Origin of the sequence: Rubrivirga sp. (assembly GCF_965213695.1) — a bacterium.
Lineage (GTDB): Bacteria > Bacteroidota > Rhodothermia > Rhodothermales > Rubricoccaceae > Rubrivirga.
Genome location: NZ_OZ243912.1, coordinates 1,343,203 through 1,360,655 on the forward strand (window position 1 = coordinate 1,343,203; position 17,453 = coordinate 1,360,655).

The 17,453-nt window shown below is 72.3% G+C and carries 13 protein-coding genes; 9 read left to right on the top strand and 4 right to left on the bottom strand.

The features are described from left to right. Nucleotides 1–45: 45 nt before the first annotated feature. From ACOOHE_RS05900 to ACOOHE_RS05910, 3 genes are all read left to right on the top strand, one after another. A complete protein-coding gene (locus tag ACOOHE_RS05900; protein WP_420456874.1) occupies nucleotides 46–1,071 on the top strand; it encodes an endonuclease in 1,026 nt (341 codons plus the stop codon). A gap of 186 nt (nucleotides 1,072–1,257) precedes the next feature. Further along, nucleotides 1,258–2,898 carry a hypothetical protein gene (locus tag ACOOHE_RS05905; protein ID WP_420456875.1) on the top strand — a complete coding sequence of 547 codons (1,641 nt, stop codon included), beginning with the start codon at nucleotides 1,258–1,260 and terminating at the stop codon, nucleotides 2,896–2,898. Nucleotides 2,899–2,913: 15 nt separating this feature from the next. After that, the gene (locus ACOOHE_RS05910) at nucleotides 2,914–3,405 is read left to right on the top strand and encodes a GNAT family N-acetyltransferase (RefSeq protein ID WP_420456876.1); all 492 of its coding nucleotides are present in this window, start codon (nucleotides 2,914–2,916) and stop codon (nucleotides 3,403–3,405) included. A gap of 25 nt (nucleotides 3,406–3,430) precedes the next feature. On the opposite strand, the gene ACOOHE_RS05915 is transcribed toward ACOOHE_RS05910, so the two are convergent. Then, complete coding sequence (locus tag ACOOHE_RS05915) at nucleotides 3,431–4,102, bottom strand: HAD family hydrolase (RefSeq protein ID WP_420456877.1); 672 nt, start codon at nucleotides 4,100–4,102, stop codon at nucleotides 3,431–3,433. Nucleotides 4,103–4,250: 148 nt separating this feature from the next. Here ACOOHE_RS05915 and ACOOHE_RS05920 point away from each other — a divergent pair, with 148 nt between their 5' ends. Beyond that, nucleotides 4,251–5,003, top strand: coding sequence for a class I SAM-dependent methyltransferase (locus ACOOHE_RS05920; RefSeq protein WP_420456878.1), 753 nt, complete (start codon nucleotides 4,251–4,253; stop codon nucleotides 5,001–5,003). A gap of 3 nt (nucleotides 5,004–5,006) precedes the next feature. Here the strand turns inward: ACOOHE_RS05920 and ACOOHE_RS05925 are convergent, their stop codons facing one another. Next, the gene (locus tag ACOOHE_RS05925) at nucleotides 5,007–6,143 is read right to left on the bottom strand and encodes a hypothetical protein (RefSeq protein ID WP_420456879.1); all 1,137 of its coding nucleotides are present in this window, start codon (nucleotides 6,141–6,143) and stop codon (nucleotides 5,007–5,009) included. A gap of 115 nt (nucleotides 6,144–6,258) precedes the next feature. On the opposite strand from ACOOHE_RS05925, the gene ACOOHE_RS05930 reads away from it, so the two are divergent. The 3 genes from ACOOHE_RS05930 to ACOOHE_RS05940 all read left to right on the top strand — a co-directional run bounded on the left by ACOOHE_RS05930 (nucleotide 6,259) and on the right by ACOOHE_RS05940 (nucleotide 13,353). After that, nucleotides 6,259–10,689, top strand: a complete 4,431-nt coding sequence (locus ACOOHE_RS05930) for a DNA polymerase (RefSeq protein ID WP_420456880.1) — start codon at nucleotides 6,259–6,261, stop codon at nucleotides 10,687–10,689. A 178-nt stretch (nucleotides 10,690–10,867) separates the two neighbouring features. Next, nucleotides 10,868–11,587: a hypothetical protein gene (locus ACOOHE_RS05935; protein WP_420456881.1), complete on the top strand. Its 720-nt coding sequence runs from the start codon at nucleotides 10,868–10,870 to the stop codon at nucleotides 11,585–11,587. A 302-nt stretch (nucleotides 11,588–11,889) separates the two neighbouring features. Beyond that, complete coding sequence (locus tag ACOOHE_RS05940) at nucleotides 11,890–13,353, top strand: M28 family metallopeptidase (protein ID WP_420456882.1); 1,464 nt, start codon at nucleotides 11,890–11,892, stop codon at nucleotides 13,351–13,353. Between the two features lie 222 nt (nucleotides 13,354–13,575). Here ACOOHE_RS05940 and ACOOHE_RS05945 read toward each other — a convergent pair whose 3' ends face one another. After that, nucleotides 13,576–14,613, bottom strand: coding sequence for a hypothetical protein (locus ACOOHE_RS05945; RefSeq protein WP_420456883.1), 1,038 nt, complete (start codon nucleotides 14,611–14,613; stop codon nucleotides 13,576–13,578). A gap of 206 nt (nucleotides 14,614–14,819) precedes the next feature. Between ACOOHE_RS05945 and ACOOHE_RS05950 the strand changes: the two genes are divergently transcribed. Both ACOOHE_RS05950 and ACOOHE_RS05955 read left to right on the top strand, forming a co-directional pair. Continuing rightward, nucleotides 14,820–15,278, top strand: coding sequence for a hypothetical protein (locus tag ACOOHE_RS05950; RefSeq protein WP_420456884.1), 459 nt, complete (start codon nucleotides 14,820–14,822; stop codon nucleotides 15,276–15,278). A gap of 3 nt (nucleotides 15,279–15,281) precedes the next feature. Continuing rightward, entirely contained in the window at nucleotides 15,282–16,238 is a 957-nt protein-coding gene (locus ACOOHE_RS05955; protein ID WP_420456885.1) for an NAD-dependent epimerase/dehydratase family protein, read from the top strand. Nucleotides 16,239–16,453: 215 nt separating this feature from the next. On the opposite strand, the gene ACOOHE_RS05960 is transcribed toward ACOOHE_RS05955, so the two are convergent. After that, nucleotides 16,454–17,335 carry a M15 family metallopeptidase gene (locus ACOOHE_RS05960; RefSeq protein WP_420456886.1) on the bottom strand — a complete coding sequence of 294 codons (882 nt, stop codon included), beginning with the start codon at nucleotides 17,333–17,335 and terminating at the stop codon, nucleotides 16,454–16,456. Nucleotides 17,336–17,453: the final 118 nt, after the last annotated feature.

A 17,453-nucleotide genomic window follows, 5' to 3' on the forward strand; every position in this document is an offset into this window, starting at 1 on the left:
CGGCGTTGTGGCGCGCGAAGTTGCCCGGCCCCATCGTCCCTCCCCGTGCGCGTTCTCTCCGCGGCCCTCCTCGGCCTCCTCGTCTCCGCGTCCGCCCTCGGGCAGACCGTCCTGTTCCCCGGCGTCCAGGGCCCCGCCCTGCTCGACTCCATCCGCGCGAGCTACGCGCCGGCCCAGACACTGGGCTACGGCCCGGCCCGAGATCAGCTCTACACCTACAACCAGCAGGCCGACGGCGCGCTGTGCGGCGTCTACACTGGGTTCTGCGTCCAACTCTCGCCCAACGCCGACCCGTCGCAACACGCCTTTGCAAAGGGGATCAACGCCGAGCACACGTGGCCCCAGTCCTTCGGCGCCGACACCAACCAGCCCCAGGGCTCGGACATGCACAACCTGTTCCCGTCGCGCGAGGACGTCAACGCGGCCCGGGGGAACGACCCGTTCGGCGAGATCCCGGACGCCCAGACCCAGCGGTGGTACCGCGGCTCGGCCCAGCAGTCGGCCATCCCGACGACCGACCTCGACGAGTGGAGCGAGGACCGGCCCGACCGCTTCGAGCCGCGCCACGACCACAAGGGCAACGCGGCCCGCGCCGTGTTTTACTTCTACGCGATCTACCCAGGGCCCATCACCTCGACCGGCGACGCCTTCTTCGCCCAGATGCTCGACGACCTCCTGACGTGGAACGAGACCGACGCCGTCGACGACCGCGAGGCCGCGCGGAGCGAGTGGATCGCCTCGAAGCAGGGGACGCCCAACCCGTTCGTCGTCGACCCGTCGCTGGCGCGGCGGGCCTACGCGCCGTCGTCGGTGGCCGCCGAGGACGGGCCGGCCGGCCTCGGCCTGGCCGTCTTCCCCAACCCGACGGCCGGCCGCGTGGTGGTCGAGGGCGCCGGGCTGCGGGGGGCCGAGGTCGAGGTGCTCGACGTCGTCGGCCGGCGGGTGGCCTGGGCGCGCGCGGCGGCGGACCGGTACACGGTCGACCTGAGCGCCGCGCCGCCCGGCGTCTACGTTGTCCGCGTGACGGTCGGGGGCGCCGTGGCCGTCCGTCGGGTCGTGGTGGCGCGGTAGATTCCCGGAGGCCGGACACGGGAACGCCCGGGCGAGCGTTCCGTTTCTCCGGCCGCGGAGTCCCTGGCGCACGCTCCGCGCTCCTCTCCCGTTGAGAACGGACCCCGCCGATCCCCGGCGTCCCCGCGCGACCCCGACGACACGTGCCCGGCGCGCGGAGGGTCCCGCATCCCGTCGCTCCGTCCCATGACTGGACCTCGCTTTTTCCGACAGACGAGCGCCTTCCGACGGTGGGCCGGTGTCGCCGGCGCCTGCGCGCTGATCGCCCTGGGCGCGGCCCAGCTCGGGCTGGCAGGCTCCCGCGCCGACCCGCTGGAGCGCGCCCACGTCGACCGGCCGGAGCCCGCCCGGGCCGACCTGTCGCCGGTCGGGCTCGACCTCGTCGGGCCGCTCATGAAGGACGGCCGGTGGGTCTGGCTCGGCGACAGCTTCGCCGTTCCGACCCCGCTGCGGGTCCCATTCGCGGCGCTCCGGACGTGGCCGCTCGACCGGGTCGCCGCGGTCGCCACGGGGTCGCAGTCCACGTTGACCCGGCTGGTCCCGGCGGGCCCGGCGGCCCGTGTCGTGTGGGACGAGAACAACTACGTGCTCGCGTCTGGCACGTCGCTCGAGTCGACGCTGGGCCTCCCGCTCTTCCGGCTCCTCGAATGGAACCTGCCCCAGGGGACCCGCTCGCTCGGCTCGATAGACCTCCAGGTCCCCCTGCTCACCGACGGCAACGCCGGGGCCGAGGGCCGAGTGTTCGACGGCGGGGCCACGGTCCGGCCGCTCCTCTACGCCCAGCCCGGCGCGACGGCCCGGGGCACCCTGCGGCTGGCCGGCTCGGACGCGGCCTCGACCCCGCTCCCGACGAGCGGGTTCGCGCTCGGCGCCCCGACCTCGGTCGACGACGACGGGGGCACGGTCTCGGTGAGCGCGACCCTCACGGCGCCCGGCTTCGTCCACATGGCGGGGACGGTGCTGGCCGGAGCGCCGGGCCCGGGCCACTACGCCCAGTTCCTCGCCGACCGGTCGTGGAGCTACTGGGGGTTCGGGTCCGATGCCGACCCGGCCCCGCCGGACTCGGTCAAGCGGTTCCGGACGGCCGACCTCGCGGGCTACCTCGCCGCGACGACGCTCGACCCGGACCAGCCGTCGGTCGCCGCGATCTACCTCGCCCAGGAACGCGCGTCGGTGGAGGACCAGCGCGACGTGTTCCAGCGAGTCGTCGGGCAGACCCGCGACGCCTTCGCCGCCGCCGGCCTCGCGCCCCCGGTGATCCTCCTCGTTCACCCCCACGCCATCCAGAACCTGTCGATCACGACGGCCGAGGAGAACGAGCGGTCCGGGATCGCCATGCGTGAGGTGGCCCTGGCCAACCCCGACGTCGCGTTCGTCTCGATCTACGACGCCACCGACGGGGTCCTCTTCGACGGCAGCGCGGAGGCCCGGGCGTGGCTCGCGGACAACGGGTGGGCCGAGCTCTCGTTCGGGACCCACCGCGCGGGCGCCGACGGGCCGATCCGTCTCCTCAGCCGGTACGGCGCCAACCTCCTCACGGGGGGGCTCCACCCGGACGAGGAGGGCGCCCTGTTCTTCTCGGCCGTCCTGGGCGACGTCCTGGCTCGGGGGATCGTGGCCACCGAGCCGGGCCCGTCGCCGACGGTGGTGCCCCTCGCGCCCAACCCGGCGCGCGTGCGTGCGCGCGTGACGGGCGCCCGCCCCGGCGCGCCGATCTACGACGTCCGCGGCCGGCTCGTCGGCCACGCCCGGGCCGACGGCTCCTTCGACGCGCCCCACGCGGCCGGCGTCTACCTCGTCGGGCGCGCGCGGCTGGTGGTCCAGTAGCTCGGGGCCGCCCCCGTGGAGCCGCACGTCCGACTGGCTACGCCCGGCGACGAGCCGTTCCTCTGGACGGCGCTCTACCACGCCCTCCACGTCCCGCCCGGGGCCGAGCCGTTCCCGGCCGAGGCCGTCCGCCGGCCCGAGATCGCCCGCTACGTCGCCGGCTGGATGGGGCGGCCGGGCGACCTCGGTGTCGTCGCCGAGGTGGGCGGCGTGCCGGTCGGGGCCGCGTGGCTCCGCCGCTGGCCGGCCAGCGACCGGGGGTTCGGGTTCGTCGACCAAGCGACGCCGGAGCTGTCGATGGCGCTCCTGCCGGGGCACCGTGGGCGCGGCGTCGGGACTACGGTGCTCCGTCGCCTGCTGGCGGAGGCTCGGCGCGAGTCCGACGCCGTGAGCCTGAGCGTGTCCGAGTCGAACCCGGCACTCCAGCTCTACAGGCGGCTCGGGTTCGTCGTCGTCGGGGAGTCGAAGGGCGGCTCGGTCACGATGCGGAAGGCCCTCACGTCCTGATCGCTCCGGTCGCGTCCCCGCGCGGTCACGCCAGCGCCGCCAGGTCGAACGCTTCCAGCGTGTCGAGCACCACGTCGGCCTCGCGCAAGTCGTCGGCCGAGTAGCGGCCCGTGGCGACCGCGACGGCCGTCGCGCCGACGGCCCGGGCGCAGGCGATGTCGCGCGGCGTGTCGCCGATGACGACGAGTTGGTCCGGCGTCACCTCGCGGCCGTAGCGCTCCGAGGCCCGGCGCGCGGCGACGGCCGGGAGCGCGTTCCGGTCGGCGTCGTCGCTGCCGAAGGCGCCGAACGGGAGCTCGTCGCGGCCCAGCCCGATCTGCTCGATCTTGAGGTAGGCCAGCGGCTCCAGGTTGCCCGTCAGCATCCCCATCTCGGTCTCCGTCTCGGCCAGCCGACGGACGAGGGCGACGGCGCCGGGCAGGCCCTCGACGGTCGCTTGGGGCAGGTTCGTCTCCATCTCGCTCCGGTAGAGCTCGCCGAGCGCGTCGGCCTGGTCGGGCGAGACGTCGAGGCCGCACCGCTGGCCCGCCTCCAACACCTCGCGGAAGATCTGGCGGTCGGTCTTGCCCGAGAACTCGACGTCGGAAAAGTCGAACGTGTCGCCGGCCAGCGCGTCGAGCGCCGCGGTCACCGACCGCCGGCCGACCCCGTGCGACTGGAGCAGCGTGCCGTCGATGTCGAAGAGGAGAACGGGCATGGAGTGGGGGAGGGGGGAGCCCCGCTACGCGGTCGCGGCGGTGGGGAGCCTGCGAGACCAGATCTTCGACGGAACGCAACAGGCGGCGTCTGGCACGAAGCGTGTTCGCTTTAGACTTTCTCCCCTCAGCGTCACCCGATCTCGGCTCATGTTCGACTCGTACCAGGACATCTTCAACCAGCGCGGCGTGGCCTACCACCAGGCGATGCTCCGCTACCCCGAGGCCCGGCGGCACGAGTTCGCGCTCGTCCTCGACGCCGCCCGCCTCTGTCCGGGGGACGTCGTCGTCGACATGCCGTCGGGCGGGGGGTACCTGCGTGACTGGATCGGCACGGAGGGTGTCGAGGTCGTCGCCATCGAGACCACCCAGGCGTTCTACGACCAGTGCCCCGAGCGGCCGGGCCTCCAGCGCCGCCTCAGCCCGCTCGACCAGACCGGGCTCCCCGACGCCTCCGCCGACGTCGTGATCAGCCTGGCCGGGCTCCACCACGTCGACGACAAGGCTGGCGTCTTCGCCGAGGTCCACCGGATCCTCCAGCCCGGCGGCCGGTTCGTCGCGGCCGACGTCCGGGCGGGGTCCCGGGTCGAGGGGTTCCTCGACACGTTCGTCGACGCGCACAACTCGATGGGCCACACCGGCACGTTCGTCGACGACGGGTTCCGGGCGGCGCTCGCCGGGGCCGGGTTCGAGGTCGCTCGAGACGAGACGGCCGCCTACCCCTGGGTGTTCGGCTCGGCCGACGAGATGGTCGACTGCTGCACGCTGATGTTCGGGCTCGACCGGGCGACGCCGGACCACGTCCGCAGCGGCATCGCCGAGTGGCTCGGGTCCACCGAGGCCGACGGGTGCGAGATGAACTGGGAGCTCCAGATCCTGGTCGCGTCCCGGCCGGCCGGCTGAATCTCACGGGCGGACGGCGTCCCGGATCGCGCGCGCGCGCGTCCGCACGCCCGCCTTCATCCGGAGCTGGCGGAGCCGGCTCCGGGCGAGCAGCCAGCGGACGGCGAGCCGGACCGACCGGTCGGGGTTGTCCCGCCCGAGGTCGGCCCAAATCCCCCACAGGGAGGGGACGACGTCCTGGAGTCCGTGGACGCGCTTCGCCAGCGGGACCGAGGTGTCGAACCGCGCGAACCGGTCGAGGTCGCCAGAGTTGGCGAGCGACATCATCGTCCGGACGCACTTCTCGCATCGGGAGCAGTTCCCGCCAGGCGGCGCCCCGGGCATCCAACAGACCCGGAGGTGGGCCTGCACGGCGGGCTCGCCGATGATGGCGGCGACCTTGGCACTGCGGATCGGGGCGTCGCCGTGGACGAACTCGATCCGGCCCGGGAGCGACCACAGCGGGTCGAGATCCCAGTGGGTGCCGTAGGGCGTGCCGTAGACGTAGCCGTAGCTCGACGGGATCGTCATGACGTCGATGGCCGACGAGTACACCAGGCCGCCGGCGGCGAGCGCGCCGCCCTGGGTGTGGGTCCCGAACTGGAGCCCGTCGAGCTGGGGGAACGACCGGAGGTTCGAGCGGAGCGACAGGAGGCCGATCCCGAACTCGTCGGCCACCTCGCCCAGCAGCTCGCGGACCGCCGCCCAGTGCGCCTCCGACACGAGCGCCCGCTCGTAGCTCTCGGCGAAGAACAGGTGGGTCGTCCGGTGCTCGGGCTCCTTGAGCAGCGTGTAGAACGAGTCGACGCCGCCGGTGAAGCACTGGGCGCGGGCGTCGGACCGGACGGACGGGCGTCGGATGAGCCCCGTCGGGTCGAGCGGGAGGGTGGCCCGCAGGTCCCACCAGCCGGCGTAGAGGTCGGCCAGCTGGCGGATGTTGTCGACCCAGCGCTCGTCGAGGTCGCCCTCGATGCGGATCGTCGCGCCGGCATGCAAGGCCGGGATCACCAGGCCGGCCGCGAACGCCTCGGGCAGCGGCTCCAGAGCGTGCGTGTCCGACTCGAACCACAACGGCTCCCCGTCGAGCAGGGCCTGGGCGCGCGAGGTGCCGTCGCGGGTCGAGGCGCCGAAGTCGGAGAGCGTCCAGATCGGGCCAGGCATGAGAAGGAGAGAAGCCGACGCGAAGCTAAACCGGCCCGACTCGCGAGACCCAACGGGCGACAACCCGTCGGCACCGGGCGGCGTTAGCCTGCCCGATCCGAACACGCCCGCTCCGATGGCCGACCAGCCCTCCCTCTTCGACGACGACGCGCCGCCCCACGCCGACCTCCGCGTCACCCTTCCTGCCGACCTCGACGACCCCGACGCCCGGCCCGCCGATCTCGCCGACGACCTCACCGCCGTCGAGGCCGACGAGGCCCGCGAGACGCTCTTCCTCGCCGACGCGATGGCGCTCGCCTACCGCGCGTTCTTCTCGATGAAGAACGCCAGCCTCAGCGCCCCCGACGGGACCGACACGCGGACGCTCTACGGCTTCGCGACGGCCCTCCTCAAGCTCTTGGAGGACGAGCGGCCCGAGCACATCGCCGTCGTGTTCGACGCGCTCGGCGGCCAGCCCACCTTCCGCGACCAACTCTACGACGACTACAAGGCGCACCGGCCGCCGATGCCGCCCGAGATCAAGATCAACGTCCCGCTCATCAAGCGGCTCGTCCAGGCGTTCGACATCCCCGTCCTCGAAGTCGAGGGCGTCGAGGCCGACGACGTGATCGGGACGCTCGCGAAGCGGGCCGAGGACGAGGGCGTCGACGCCGTCATCTTCTCGGCCGACAAGGACTTCCGCCAGCTCCTGTCCGACCGCGTCTCGATGCTCCGGCCGCCTTACATGGGCGAGACGTTCGACCGCGAGACGCCCGAGACCTTCCGCGAGAAGTACGGTGGGCTCGAACCGGCCCAGTTCGTGGACTTGCTCGCGCTGATGGGCGACTCGTCCGACAACGTGCCGGGCGTGCCCGGGATCGGCGAGAAGACGGCCGTCAAGCTGATCGACCAATACGGCGACGTCGAGTCGCTCATCGAGCACGCCGCCGACCTCAAGGGGAAGCGCGCCCGCGAGGGGATGACGAACCACGCCGACGACGCGCGCCTGAGCAAGAAGCTCGTCACCATCCGGACGGACGTCCCGCTGGAAGGCCCGGACGGTCAAGAGCTCGACTGGCACACGCTGCGCCGGACCGACCCCGACCTCGACGAGATCAACGCGCTGTTCGACGAGGTCGGCTTCGGGTCCCGCTTGCGGAACCGGGCGCGAGACTACGCCGAGGGACGCCTGCGCCAGCGGGCCGACGGGAAGCCCGGCCGGGCCTTTACCACGTTGCCCGAGGACGACCCCTCGCTCTCGTTCGACTTCGGCCCGTACGAGCCCGTCACGGCGCTCGACGAGGACGCCGTGGCCTACACGACGGTCTACGAGCAGGACGACCTCGACGCCGCCGCGGCCCTCGTCGAGGGCGCCGAGCGCCTGTCGTTCGACACCGAGACCACGTCGACCGACTCGATGCGCGCGCGCCTCGTCGGCGTGTCGCTGGCGGCCGAGGAGAAGCGGGCCGTCTACGTCCCCACGCCGCTGCCCGACGGGACGCCCGAGCAACAGGCGCTCGCGCCTATCCGCGCTGCGCTCGAAGACGACGCGCTGCTCAAGGTCGGCCACAACGTGAAGTACGACCTGGAGGTGATGGCCCGGCACGGGGTCACCGTCCGCGGCCCCATCTTCGACACGATGGTGGCCCACTACCTCTTGAACCCCGAGGCCAGCCACAAGCTCGACGACGTCGCCAGCTTCCACCTGAACTACCGGCCCCAGCCCATCACCGACCTTATCGGGACGGGCAAGAACGCGCTGACGATGGACCAGGTGCCGGTCGAGGACGTCGGCCCGTACGCCTGCGAGGACGCCGACGTCGCGCTCCGGTTGGTCCCCATCCTGACCGAGGCGCTAAAAGAGATCGACGGGGGCGAGGGCCGGCTGTTGCAGATCGCCCAGGAGATCGAGTTCCCGCTCGTGCCGGTCCTGGCCCAGATGGAGATGGCCGGCGTCAAGGTGGACGAGAAAGTGCTCGCCGAGATCAGCCGCCAGCTCGACGCCCAGCTCGCCGAGCTCGAGGAGCAGATCACCGAGCAGGCCGGCCGGCCGTTCGGCATCGGCTCGACCAAGCAACTCGGCGAGGTCCTGTTCAACCCGCCGCCGACGGACGAGGAAAAGGCCGCGGCGGTCCAGTGGGAGCAGGACGTGAAGGACAACGAGGCCGGTGAGGTCGAGGGCGACCCCGACGCCAAGCCCAAGACCAAAAAGCAACTGGCGGAGGAGGCGCCGACGTTCGGGGTCGGGCTCAAGCCGCTCGGCAAGACCAAAACGGGCAAGCCCAAGACCGACGAGGGCGTCCTGAGCGAGCTGGCCCAGGAGCACCCGCTTCCGGCGCTCGTCCTGGACTGGCGCAAGGTGTCGAAGCTGAAGTCGACCTACGTCGACAAGCTGCCCGAGCTGATCCACCCGGACACGGGCCGCGTCCACACCGACTTCAACCAGACCGTCACGGCGACGGGCCGGCTGTCGTGCCTCCCGGCCGGGACTCTCGTGAACACAGACCGGGGCCTCGTCGGCATCGAGTCGGTGCAGCCGGGCGAGCGGGTGCGGACCCCGTTCGGCCCGCGTCGCGTGCTCGCGTGGCAGGCGACGGGTGTCAAGCCGATGGTCGCGCTCCACCTCTCGCACGGGGCGGCGCTGCGGTGCAGCCCAGAGCACCGCGTTCGGAGCCGAGGGCGTTGGGTCCGGGCGGATGCGTTGCGCCCGGGCGATCCCGTCTACCTGACGCACACCGACGGGCTCTTCGGGACGGCCACCGAGCTTGCCCTGGAGCGGACGGCGGCCTACGCGACGCGGAAGTCGCCCCGGCTCCCGGAGCACTGGACGCCGTCCCTCGCCGAATTGGTCGGGTACGTCATGGCCGATGGCCACATCGCACGGAGTGCCTACAATGGCAAGCCGTCCAAGGTGGTGCTGGCGTTCGGGTGGGGCGAGGAGGATCTCATGGATCATTTCAGCGATCACATCCAGGCGCTGTTCGGGAAGGAGCCGACTCGCCGCACGACCCGGACGTGCCCAGTGCTGGAGGTGTCCGGCGTTGACATCGGCGGTGCCATCGAACAGCTGGGGGCCGGAGGGCTCTCAGCCGACATCGGTGTGCCTCCCGGACTGTTCGGGGCTCCGGAGCCTGTCGTCGCTGCGTTCCTTCGGGGCTACTTCGAGGGGGACGGATGCGTGGCGCCGGACTATGGCATCAGCGTGCGTTCCGTCAGCCGCGGGATGCTGGAGGGGGTCCAGCACCTCCTCACGCTGTTTGGCATCCCGTCGGGCATTACCGAGGGCAGCGCCGATCCGCGCGGATACGCTCCGCGCTTCACGCTCCGCATTTCGGGCGACCGCTCGAAGCGGGCGTTCCACAAGCGCATCGGCTTCCTGTCCGACCGCAAGCGACGAGCCTGCGCGGACCTCGCATCGAAGCCGACCTCGAAAAGCCGTGCCGAGCTCCTTACGTTGCCGGAGGACTTCGACCTCGCTCCGGTCCAGACCGCCCTTTACGACGCGCTCCGTGACGGAGACGGGCGGGTGCCGAATGCGGTTCACCAGTTCACCTCAAAGCTCCGAGGCGAAACCGACACCGTCGTGCTCTCCCGAGCCGAGTGGGTCGTGGACCATGTGAACGAGGCCGTTCCATTCGAGTCGGCGTCTTTCCTCGAGGAAGCCGTCGCTGCTCGATATTTCGAGGTGACCGTCTCGACCATTGAGCACGAGGCGGCGACGCCCATGTTCGACATCGCCGTGGAGGACGTGGAGCAATACACAGCGCAGGGGATCGTGGTGCATAATTCCTCGAACCCCAACCTCCAGAACATCCCGATCCGGACGGACCTGGGGAAGGAGATCCGCCGGGCGTTCGTGGCCGAGCCGGGGCACGTCCTGATGGCGGCCGACTACGCCCAGATCGAGCTCCGCATCATCGCGTCGATGTCGGGCGACCCCGACATGACGGCCGCGTTCGCCCAGGCCCAGGACATCCACACGGCCGCTGCCGCGCGCGTGTTCTCGGTCGACTACGACGCCGTGACGCGGGCCCAGCGCGACCGCGTGAAGCAGGTCAACTACGGCATCCCGTACGGGATCTCGGCGTTCGGCCTCGCCAACCGGCTCCGAATCGGGAACGCCGAGGCGCAGGAGCTCATCGACCAGTACCGCCAGTCGTACCCGCGCGTGATCGCGTTCCTGGACGGGCTGATCGAGGAGGCCCGCGAGCGCGGCTACGTCGAGACGCTGCTGGGCCGGCGCCGCTACCTCCCGCTCATCACGTCCCGCAACCCGAACGACCGGGCCTTCGCCGAGCGCGTCGCCGTCAACATGCCCATCCAGGGGACGCAGGCGGACATGATCAAGATCGCGATGATCGCCATCCAGGCCGGGCTGGCGGACGTGTCGGCCGGTGCCCGGATGATCTTGCAGGTCCACGACGAGCTCGTCTTCGAGGTGCCGGAGCCCGACATCGAGCCGGTGTCGGCGTTCGTGAGGGAGCAGATGGCGACGGCGTTCCCGCTCGGCGACGTCCCCATCGTCGTCGACGTGGGCGTGGCCGACAACTGGCTCGACGCGCACTGACGCGGCCTGGCTCCATCCGTCGCTGAGGCGTCGGAGACGGAGGATGGAAGACCGCCAGACGGACCCGTCTTCGGTCCTCGGTCCTGTGACGTCAAGGCCTGTACCTCACAATTTGGATTCCCTACCCGAGACCCCGCCACTCGGGGCCCTGCTCAGGAGGCCGGCGGTAGGTTGCCTTATGCTCGCGCTCGTCCTCGCCGCCGGTCTCGCCGCCGTCCACCTGGTGGCCGGGAAGCTCCGGTTCCTCAGCGTCGTCCCGCGGAGCCGGTGGCTGTCGCTGGCGGGCGGAATCTCGGTCGCCTACGTGTTCGCGCACCTGCTGCCGCAGGTGGCCGCCGGTCAGCGCGCGCTCGCCGAGACGGGCCTGACCGAGTTCGTCATCGGCGAGGGCCACGTGTGGCTGCTGGCGCTGCTGGGGCTGGTCGCGTTCTACGGGCTCGAACGCGCGGCCCAGTCGTCGCGGGACGACGCGGCGGAGCCCGAGGACCGGACGGAGCCCGGCGTGTTCTGGCTCCACATGGGCAGCTACGGCCTGTACAACGTCCTCGTGGGCTACCTCCTGGGCGAGGGGGAGGGCGGGACGGGCGTCGGCGTCGCGCTGTTCTGGACGGCGATGGCCCTCCACTTTTTCGTCAACGACTTCGGGCTGCGGGACCACCACAAGGCCCGGTACGACCGGGTCGGACGGTGGGTGCTGGCGGCGGCCGTCGTCGCCGGCGCGGCGGTCGGGGTCGTGACCGAGGTCCACGAGGCGGTCGTGGCCGGGCTCGTGTCGTTCCTGGCCGGCGGCGTCGTCCTCAACACGCTCAAGGAAGAGCTGCCCGAGGACCGTGCGAGCCGGTTCGCCCCGTTCGCGTTCGGGGCCATCGGCTACGCCCTGCTGCTGGCCGCGGTGTGACGCCCGGCTGAGTGCTGCGACAGGCTCTTGTTGACGGCCGCGTAATCGGCCCGGTCTGCCACCCCTGTCCCTCCCTGTCCAGGAGGGAGACTTCGCGACGGACTCCGGCGCACGGTGGACGGAGCAGTAGCGACTCGTCAAAGCGCTGAGAAGTTGTTTGGTGAGCGAGATCGGGTCCCCTCTCCCACGGGGAGAGGGGACGTCGTCAGGCGAGGACGCGCCCGCCTTGGGTGGGGGAGCCCCCGACCGTCCGAGAGTGTGCTGGGCTCGTACGTTGGCGGTCCCCTCGCCTGCCGCGTCCGATGCGCCTGCTCGCTGTCCTCGTCGTCCTCGCCGCGCCCGCCGCGCTGGCCCAGCCCGGCGTCGAGCCGAACCGGCCCGCCGACCCCGCGTGGCCCGACTCGCTCGTCGGCGGGGTCGCGCCGCCGGCCGAGGTCCAGGCCCTCTACGCCGTCGCCGCCGCCGTCTCGGCCGACCGCGTCGAGGCCGACATCCGGACGCTCGCGGGCTTCGGCACGCGCCACACGCTGAGCGACACGGTCTCCGACACGCGCGGGATCGGCGCGGCGCGGCGGTGGATCCGGGCCGAGTTCGAGCGGATCTCGGCGGCGTGCGGCGGGTGTCTCGAGGTCGTCGAGCAGCGCCGCACCATCGCCGGCGAGACGCGGATTCCCCAACCGACCGAGGTCGTCAACGTGCTCGCCATCCAACGCGGGACGGCCGACCCGAACCGCTACGTGGTCATGTCGGGCGACATCGACAGCCGGGCCTCGGACGCGCTCGACGGCGAGAGCGATGCGCCCGGCGCCAACGACAACGCCTCCGGCATGGCCGGTGCCATCGAGGCGGCCCGCGTCCTGAGCCAGTACCGGTTCCCCGGGACCATCGTCTACGCCGGGCTGAGCGGCGAGGAGCAGGGCCTGTTCGGCGGCCAGATCATGGCCGAGATCGCACGGGACGAGGGGTGGGACATCGAGGCTGTCCTGAACAACGACATGATCGGCAACTCGTGCGGGATCGACGGGGTCTGCGACAACACGAGTGCCCGCGTCTTCTCGGAGGCAACGCGGCCGACCGAGACCGAGCGCGAGGCCCGCGTCCGCCGGTTCACGGGCGGCGAGAACGACGGGCCCAGCCGCAACCTCGCCCGCGTCGTGGATCGGATGGCCGACCAGTACGTCCGCAACCTGGACGTGATGATGGTCTACCGGCTCGACCGGTTCGGGCGAGGCGGCCACCACACGCCGTTCACGAACGTCGGCTACCCGGGCGTCCGGATCATGGAGACGCACGAGCACTACGACCGCCAGCACCAGGACCTGCGGACGGAGACGCACCCCGACGGCTCGCCACGCCATTTCGGCGACACCGTCGAGTACGTCGACTTTGACTACGCGGCCAAACTGACGGCGCTCAACGCGGTGACGTTGGCGGTCCTCGCCGGCGCCCCGGCCCCGCCGTCGGGCGTCGCCATCGAGGGGGCCGTCCAGCCGAGCACGACGCTGAGCTGGGACCGGCCGGACGCGGCGACGAACCCCCAGCTCGCCGGCTTCCGCGTGTGGTGGCGGCTGACGACCGAGCCCCAGTGGCAACGGTCGGTCTTCGTCCCGGACTCGGGCGACGCCCGGCAGACGTACACGCTGGAGAACGTCGTCATCGACAACTACCTGTTCGGCGTCTCGTCCGTCGCCGCCGACGGGAGCGAGAGCCCGGTCGTGTTCCCGGGCGTGATCGGTGCGTTCGACTACGCGCCGGCGTCTGAGTGACCCGCGCGCGGACCGCTCCCCCCGAGCCGGCGACGCTGCCCGCTGCGCTCGGGAGTCTCTCGGCGCTCCCGACGTCTCCGGGCTCCGGCCCGCGCCGTCCGGTCTCCAGGCGACCGTCCCCACGACGGGTCCCGGCGATTTCGCGCTGCCGTCCGCCGACGAAGTGGGCACTGAGGCCGTCGTCCTCGCGGCTTTGGACAGCGTCTTCGCCTCGTGCAGGGGTCAGTGACCGGGGAGAGAGGGACCGGGGAGAAAGGGAAACGGGACCATCGGTGGCCGCTCGGCAGACAAGCCGAGCACCTCGTCGAGCGCGGCGTCGAAGGCGGCCCGCCGGCCGACAGGGTCATCGGGGTGGGAGTAGGCGTCGAAGATCGTGTCCGGGACGGATTGGTCGTAGACGGCGTGGATCGGGAGGTAAAACCGCCCGCCGTAGACAGCGCCCAGCACGAAGTCGGTCGACGCCAGCACGTCGGCGAGCGCGTCGCCGGGTGCAGCGGTCCCGCGCACGAGCGCGAACGCGCCCTGCCCTGGCGTGAACAGGTCGGGGAGGAGGTGGCCGGTAGACACCGACAGCTCGACGTCGTGGTAGGGCCGGATCGTCGTCGGCAGGGACACGGCGCTCAGCACGGTCCCCGAGCGCGGGCCGAAGACCACGAGCGTGCACGAGCTCAGGTCGAACGGCTGGTTGCCGCCGCGGTACACGTCGAGCAACCCCGCCGTGTCGAAGCGGTTGAGCCCCATGTTGACGGCCGGATCGCAGTCGGCCGCCGGCGGGTCGACCGGTTCGACCGTGACCGTGACCGTCGTGCTCCGCGGGCCGAAGCCGTTGTCCTGCGCGGTGATGGTGACCGGGGCCGAGTAGCTCCCGTCGGTGACGCCAAGGCCGCCGTACACGGCCACGTCCAGCTCGACGCTCGCGTACGCGCCGGGCGTGATCCGCGAGTCCAGGACCACCCCCTCGGGGTCGCTCACCGTCACGGTCGTCGTCTGGTTGTGCTCCGGGCTCGACACCCAGAACGAGAGGGTGCGCACGCGGTCCGTGACGACCTGGATCTGGTCCCCGTCGGCGATCTGGTACGGGCGGGGAGGCAGGTTCAGGAGCGACGGCTTGACCAGCGTGGCCCTTCGCCTCACCTCTTGCAATACATAGTCCGAGATGACAGGTCGGGTTCCGATCGGCCGCACCCCGGACGTGAGGGGCGGCTGGGCATGGACGGCGAGCGTCGGGAACACGACGAGAAGCAGGATGAGGAGGCGCATGGCGTCGCGGGGCGAACGGAGGGAAAGCGTCCCCGGCGGGTCGCGCCGGGCGTCGCCTTCTTATACAGGGTCTGCGCGCCGGCCGTGTCACGCGTCGGCGCGCGATTCTCAGCCCGTCCTTCGGGCACATCCGGGGTGAGGGGCGAGGCACGGGGATCGCGGCGGCGCCCCACCCGTAGACTCCGGCCCCGGCTCTCGACCCCCCGATGCCCCGCTTGCTCACCGCGTCGACCTTCCTGCTCGCCTCCCTCTTTGTCGGTTGCGCCACCGACGCCACCGACGAGGCCCGCGACGCGCCACGGGGCGAGGTCGAGGTCCAGTCCAACGAGACGACGGACGTGGCGGCGCCCGACCTCGCGGCCGAGGTCGACACGACGGGCCCGGCCCAGGTCACCGTCGCCGGGGCCACGGTCCCCACGCGCGGCGTGGTCACCGACATCGAGAGCGGCGACGTCTCGTGCACCCTCACCCTCCGCACCGACGGCGGCGCAACGGAGGCCGTCCACGCGGACTACTCGGTGTGCGACTCGAACGTGATCCTGGACCGGCGCGTCCAGATCGAGTACGCCCCGAGCAACCTGCTGGCGCCGTCGTGCGACGGCGACCCCGACTGCCTCGACACCGAGACGGTCGCGCTCGCCGTCGTGGCCGACCCCATCGACTAGCCCGTGCGCGCCGTCGTCACGGGGGCAAGCGGGTTCCTGGGGAGCGCCTTCGCTCGGGCCCTCGTCGCCGACGGCGCCGACGTGCTCGGCCTCGACCTCGTCCCCGGCCCGGCCGAGTGGGAGACCCTCGTCGCCGACCTCGCCCGGCCCGGCGACTGGACCCGCCGGGTCGAGGGCGCCGACCTGGTGGTCCACGCGGCGGCGAGGGTGGGCGAGGTCGGGACGCGAGCCCAGTTCCGGGCCCAGACCGTCGAGGCCACGCGCCGCGTCGTCGCGTCGGCCGCCGGCGCCGGGCGGCTGGTCCACCTGTCGTCGGTCGTCGTCCACGGCCGCCACTTCCCGGACCCGTGCCCCGAAGAGCACCCGCCCCAGCCGACGGGCAACCCGTACACCGACGCCAAGATCGCCGCCGAGCACGCCGTCTTGCAGGCCGTCGCGGCGGGCCGCGTCCGGGCGACGGTGATCCGGCCGGGCGACGTCTACGGGCCGGGCAGCCGCCAGTGGACCGTCCGGGCCGTCGAGATGCTCCGGGCCGGCACGTTCGCGCTCGTCGACGGCGACCGCGGCGTGCTCTCGCCCACGTTCGTGGACGACGTGGTGGCCGGCGGCCTTCGAGCGGCTCGGCACCCGGCCGGGCTCGGCGAGGTCTTCCACGTGACCGGCGGGGAGGGCGTCTCGCCTCGGGTGTTCTTCGGCCACTACGCCCGGATGCTGGGCGTCCGCCTGCGGTCGGTGCCGCCAAGCGTGGCCCGGGTGGCGGCGCCCGTCGTGGCCGGCGCGTTCCGCTTGGTAGGGAAGGCGCCCCCGCTGTCGGGGCGGACGCTGGAGTACGTCACGCACTCGGGCACCTACGCCATCGACAAGGCCGCGCGTGTGCTCGGTTGGCGGCCCGCCGTGTCCCTGGACGATGGGATGGCGCGGACCGAGGCCTGGCTCCGGGCCGAGGGGCAGATTCGGTAGCCCTGGGCGACCGCATGCTACTGATCTCCGGCCCGGACCCCCCGTCCGAGCGCCCATCGCTTCGCTCAGCGGGCGCTCAGACGGTCCCCCTTGAAGGAGGACAACGTTCCGAGCCTGGGAGCCCTTCGGCTCCGCTCAGGACAGGCTCCGCGACCGGCCAGACAGCGGGGGGTCCGGGGCGAGCATGCGGTCGCCCTGTTCGGTAGCCCAGTCCACTACTCGACCGGGAAGTCGAAGTAGGTCCGCGTGTGGGGCTCGCCGCGGAGCGTGAAGTGCCACCACTCCTTCGAGTAGTTGCGGAATCCGCCCGCGCTCATGGCCGCCCGCAAGCGCTCCCGGTTCCGCCGCGCCTGGGCCGAGACGGCACGGCTGTCGGTGGCCGCGGCCGGGCTGAGGCAGTCGTAGGCCGTGCCCATGTCGAGGTCGCCCTCGTCCAACCGCCCGTCCGGGCCCAGCGGGCGGTCGCAGCGGGGGAGCGGGCCGTCCGGCGTCGGGAACGTCGTGCGGACCGACGCGGCGACGGGCAAGCGGACGAGCGTGAGGTCGACGGTCGAGCCGCGGCTGTGGCCGCTCCGGGTCGAGATGTAGCCGCGCGAGAACAGGCGGCCCTTGTCCTCCTCCGGGTAGAAGGCGTCTTTGTAGGCGAGCGCGTCGGGCGTGTTGGCCCACCGGACGAAGTGGGTGACGGCCGTCTGGGGCCGGTAGCAGTCGTACACCTTCAGCCCGAGCCCGTCCCGCGCCAGCACCCGGGCCACGTCGGCGAGCGCCCGGGCGGCCGGCTCCGTCAGGACGCACTCGGCGGCGAGGTACCCGTCGATGGGCGTGCCGACGAAGTTGTACGCCGTCGTGTAGCGGATCTCCTGGGCGATCTCGGGGGCCACCTCGCTCAGCCTCGCGAACCCGTCGGGCAACGGCACGCGGTCGGTCGTGTCGGGCGCGGGCGGGGCGGCCGTCGGTGTGGCCGTGACCACCGGCGGGACCGGGGGCTCGGGGGCGGGCGCCGAGCGCGTGTCGGGCGTCGCCTCGGACGGCTGGCAGGCGGGGGCCGCCAGCGCGAACGCGGCGACGAGCCAGGGCAGGGCGGACAGGCGGAGCATCGGGGCGAGGGCGGGCGGCGGCCAAGGTAGGACCCGTGCCAACGGGCGGGCCGGGCTCGGTCCTGTGCTGCCCGCGCTCTTCATCGGGAGCCAAGGGGGGAGGGGGGCTCGCCAGGCC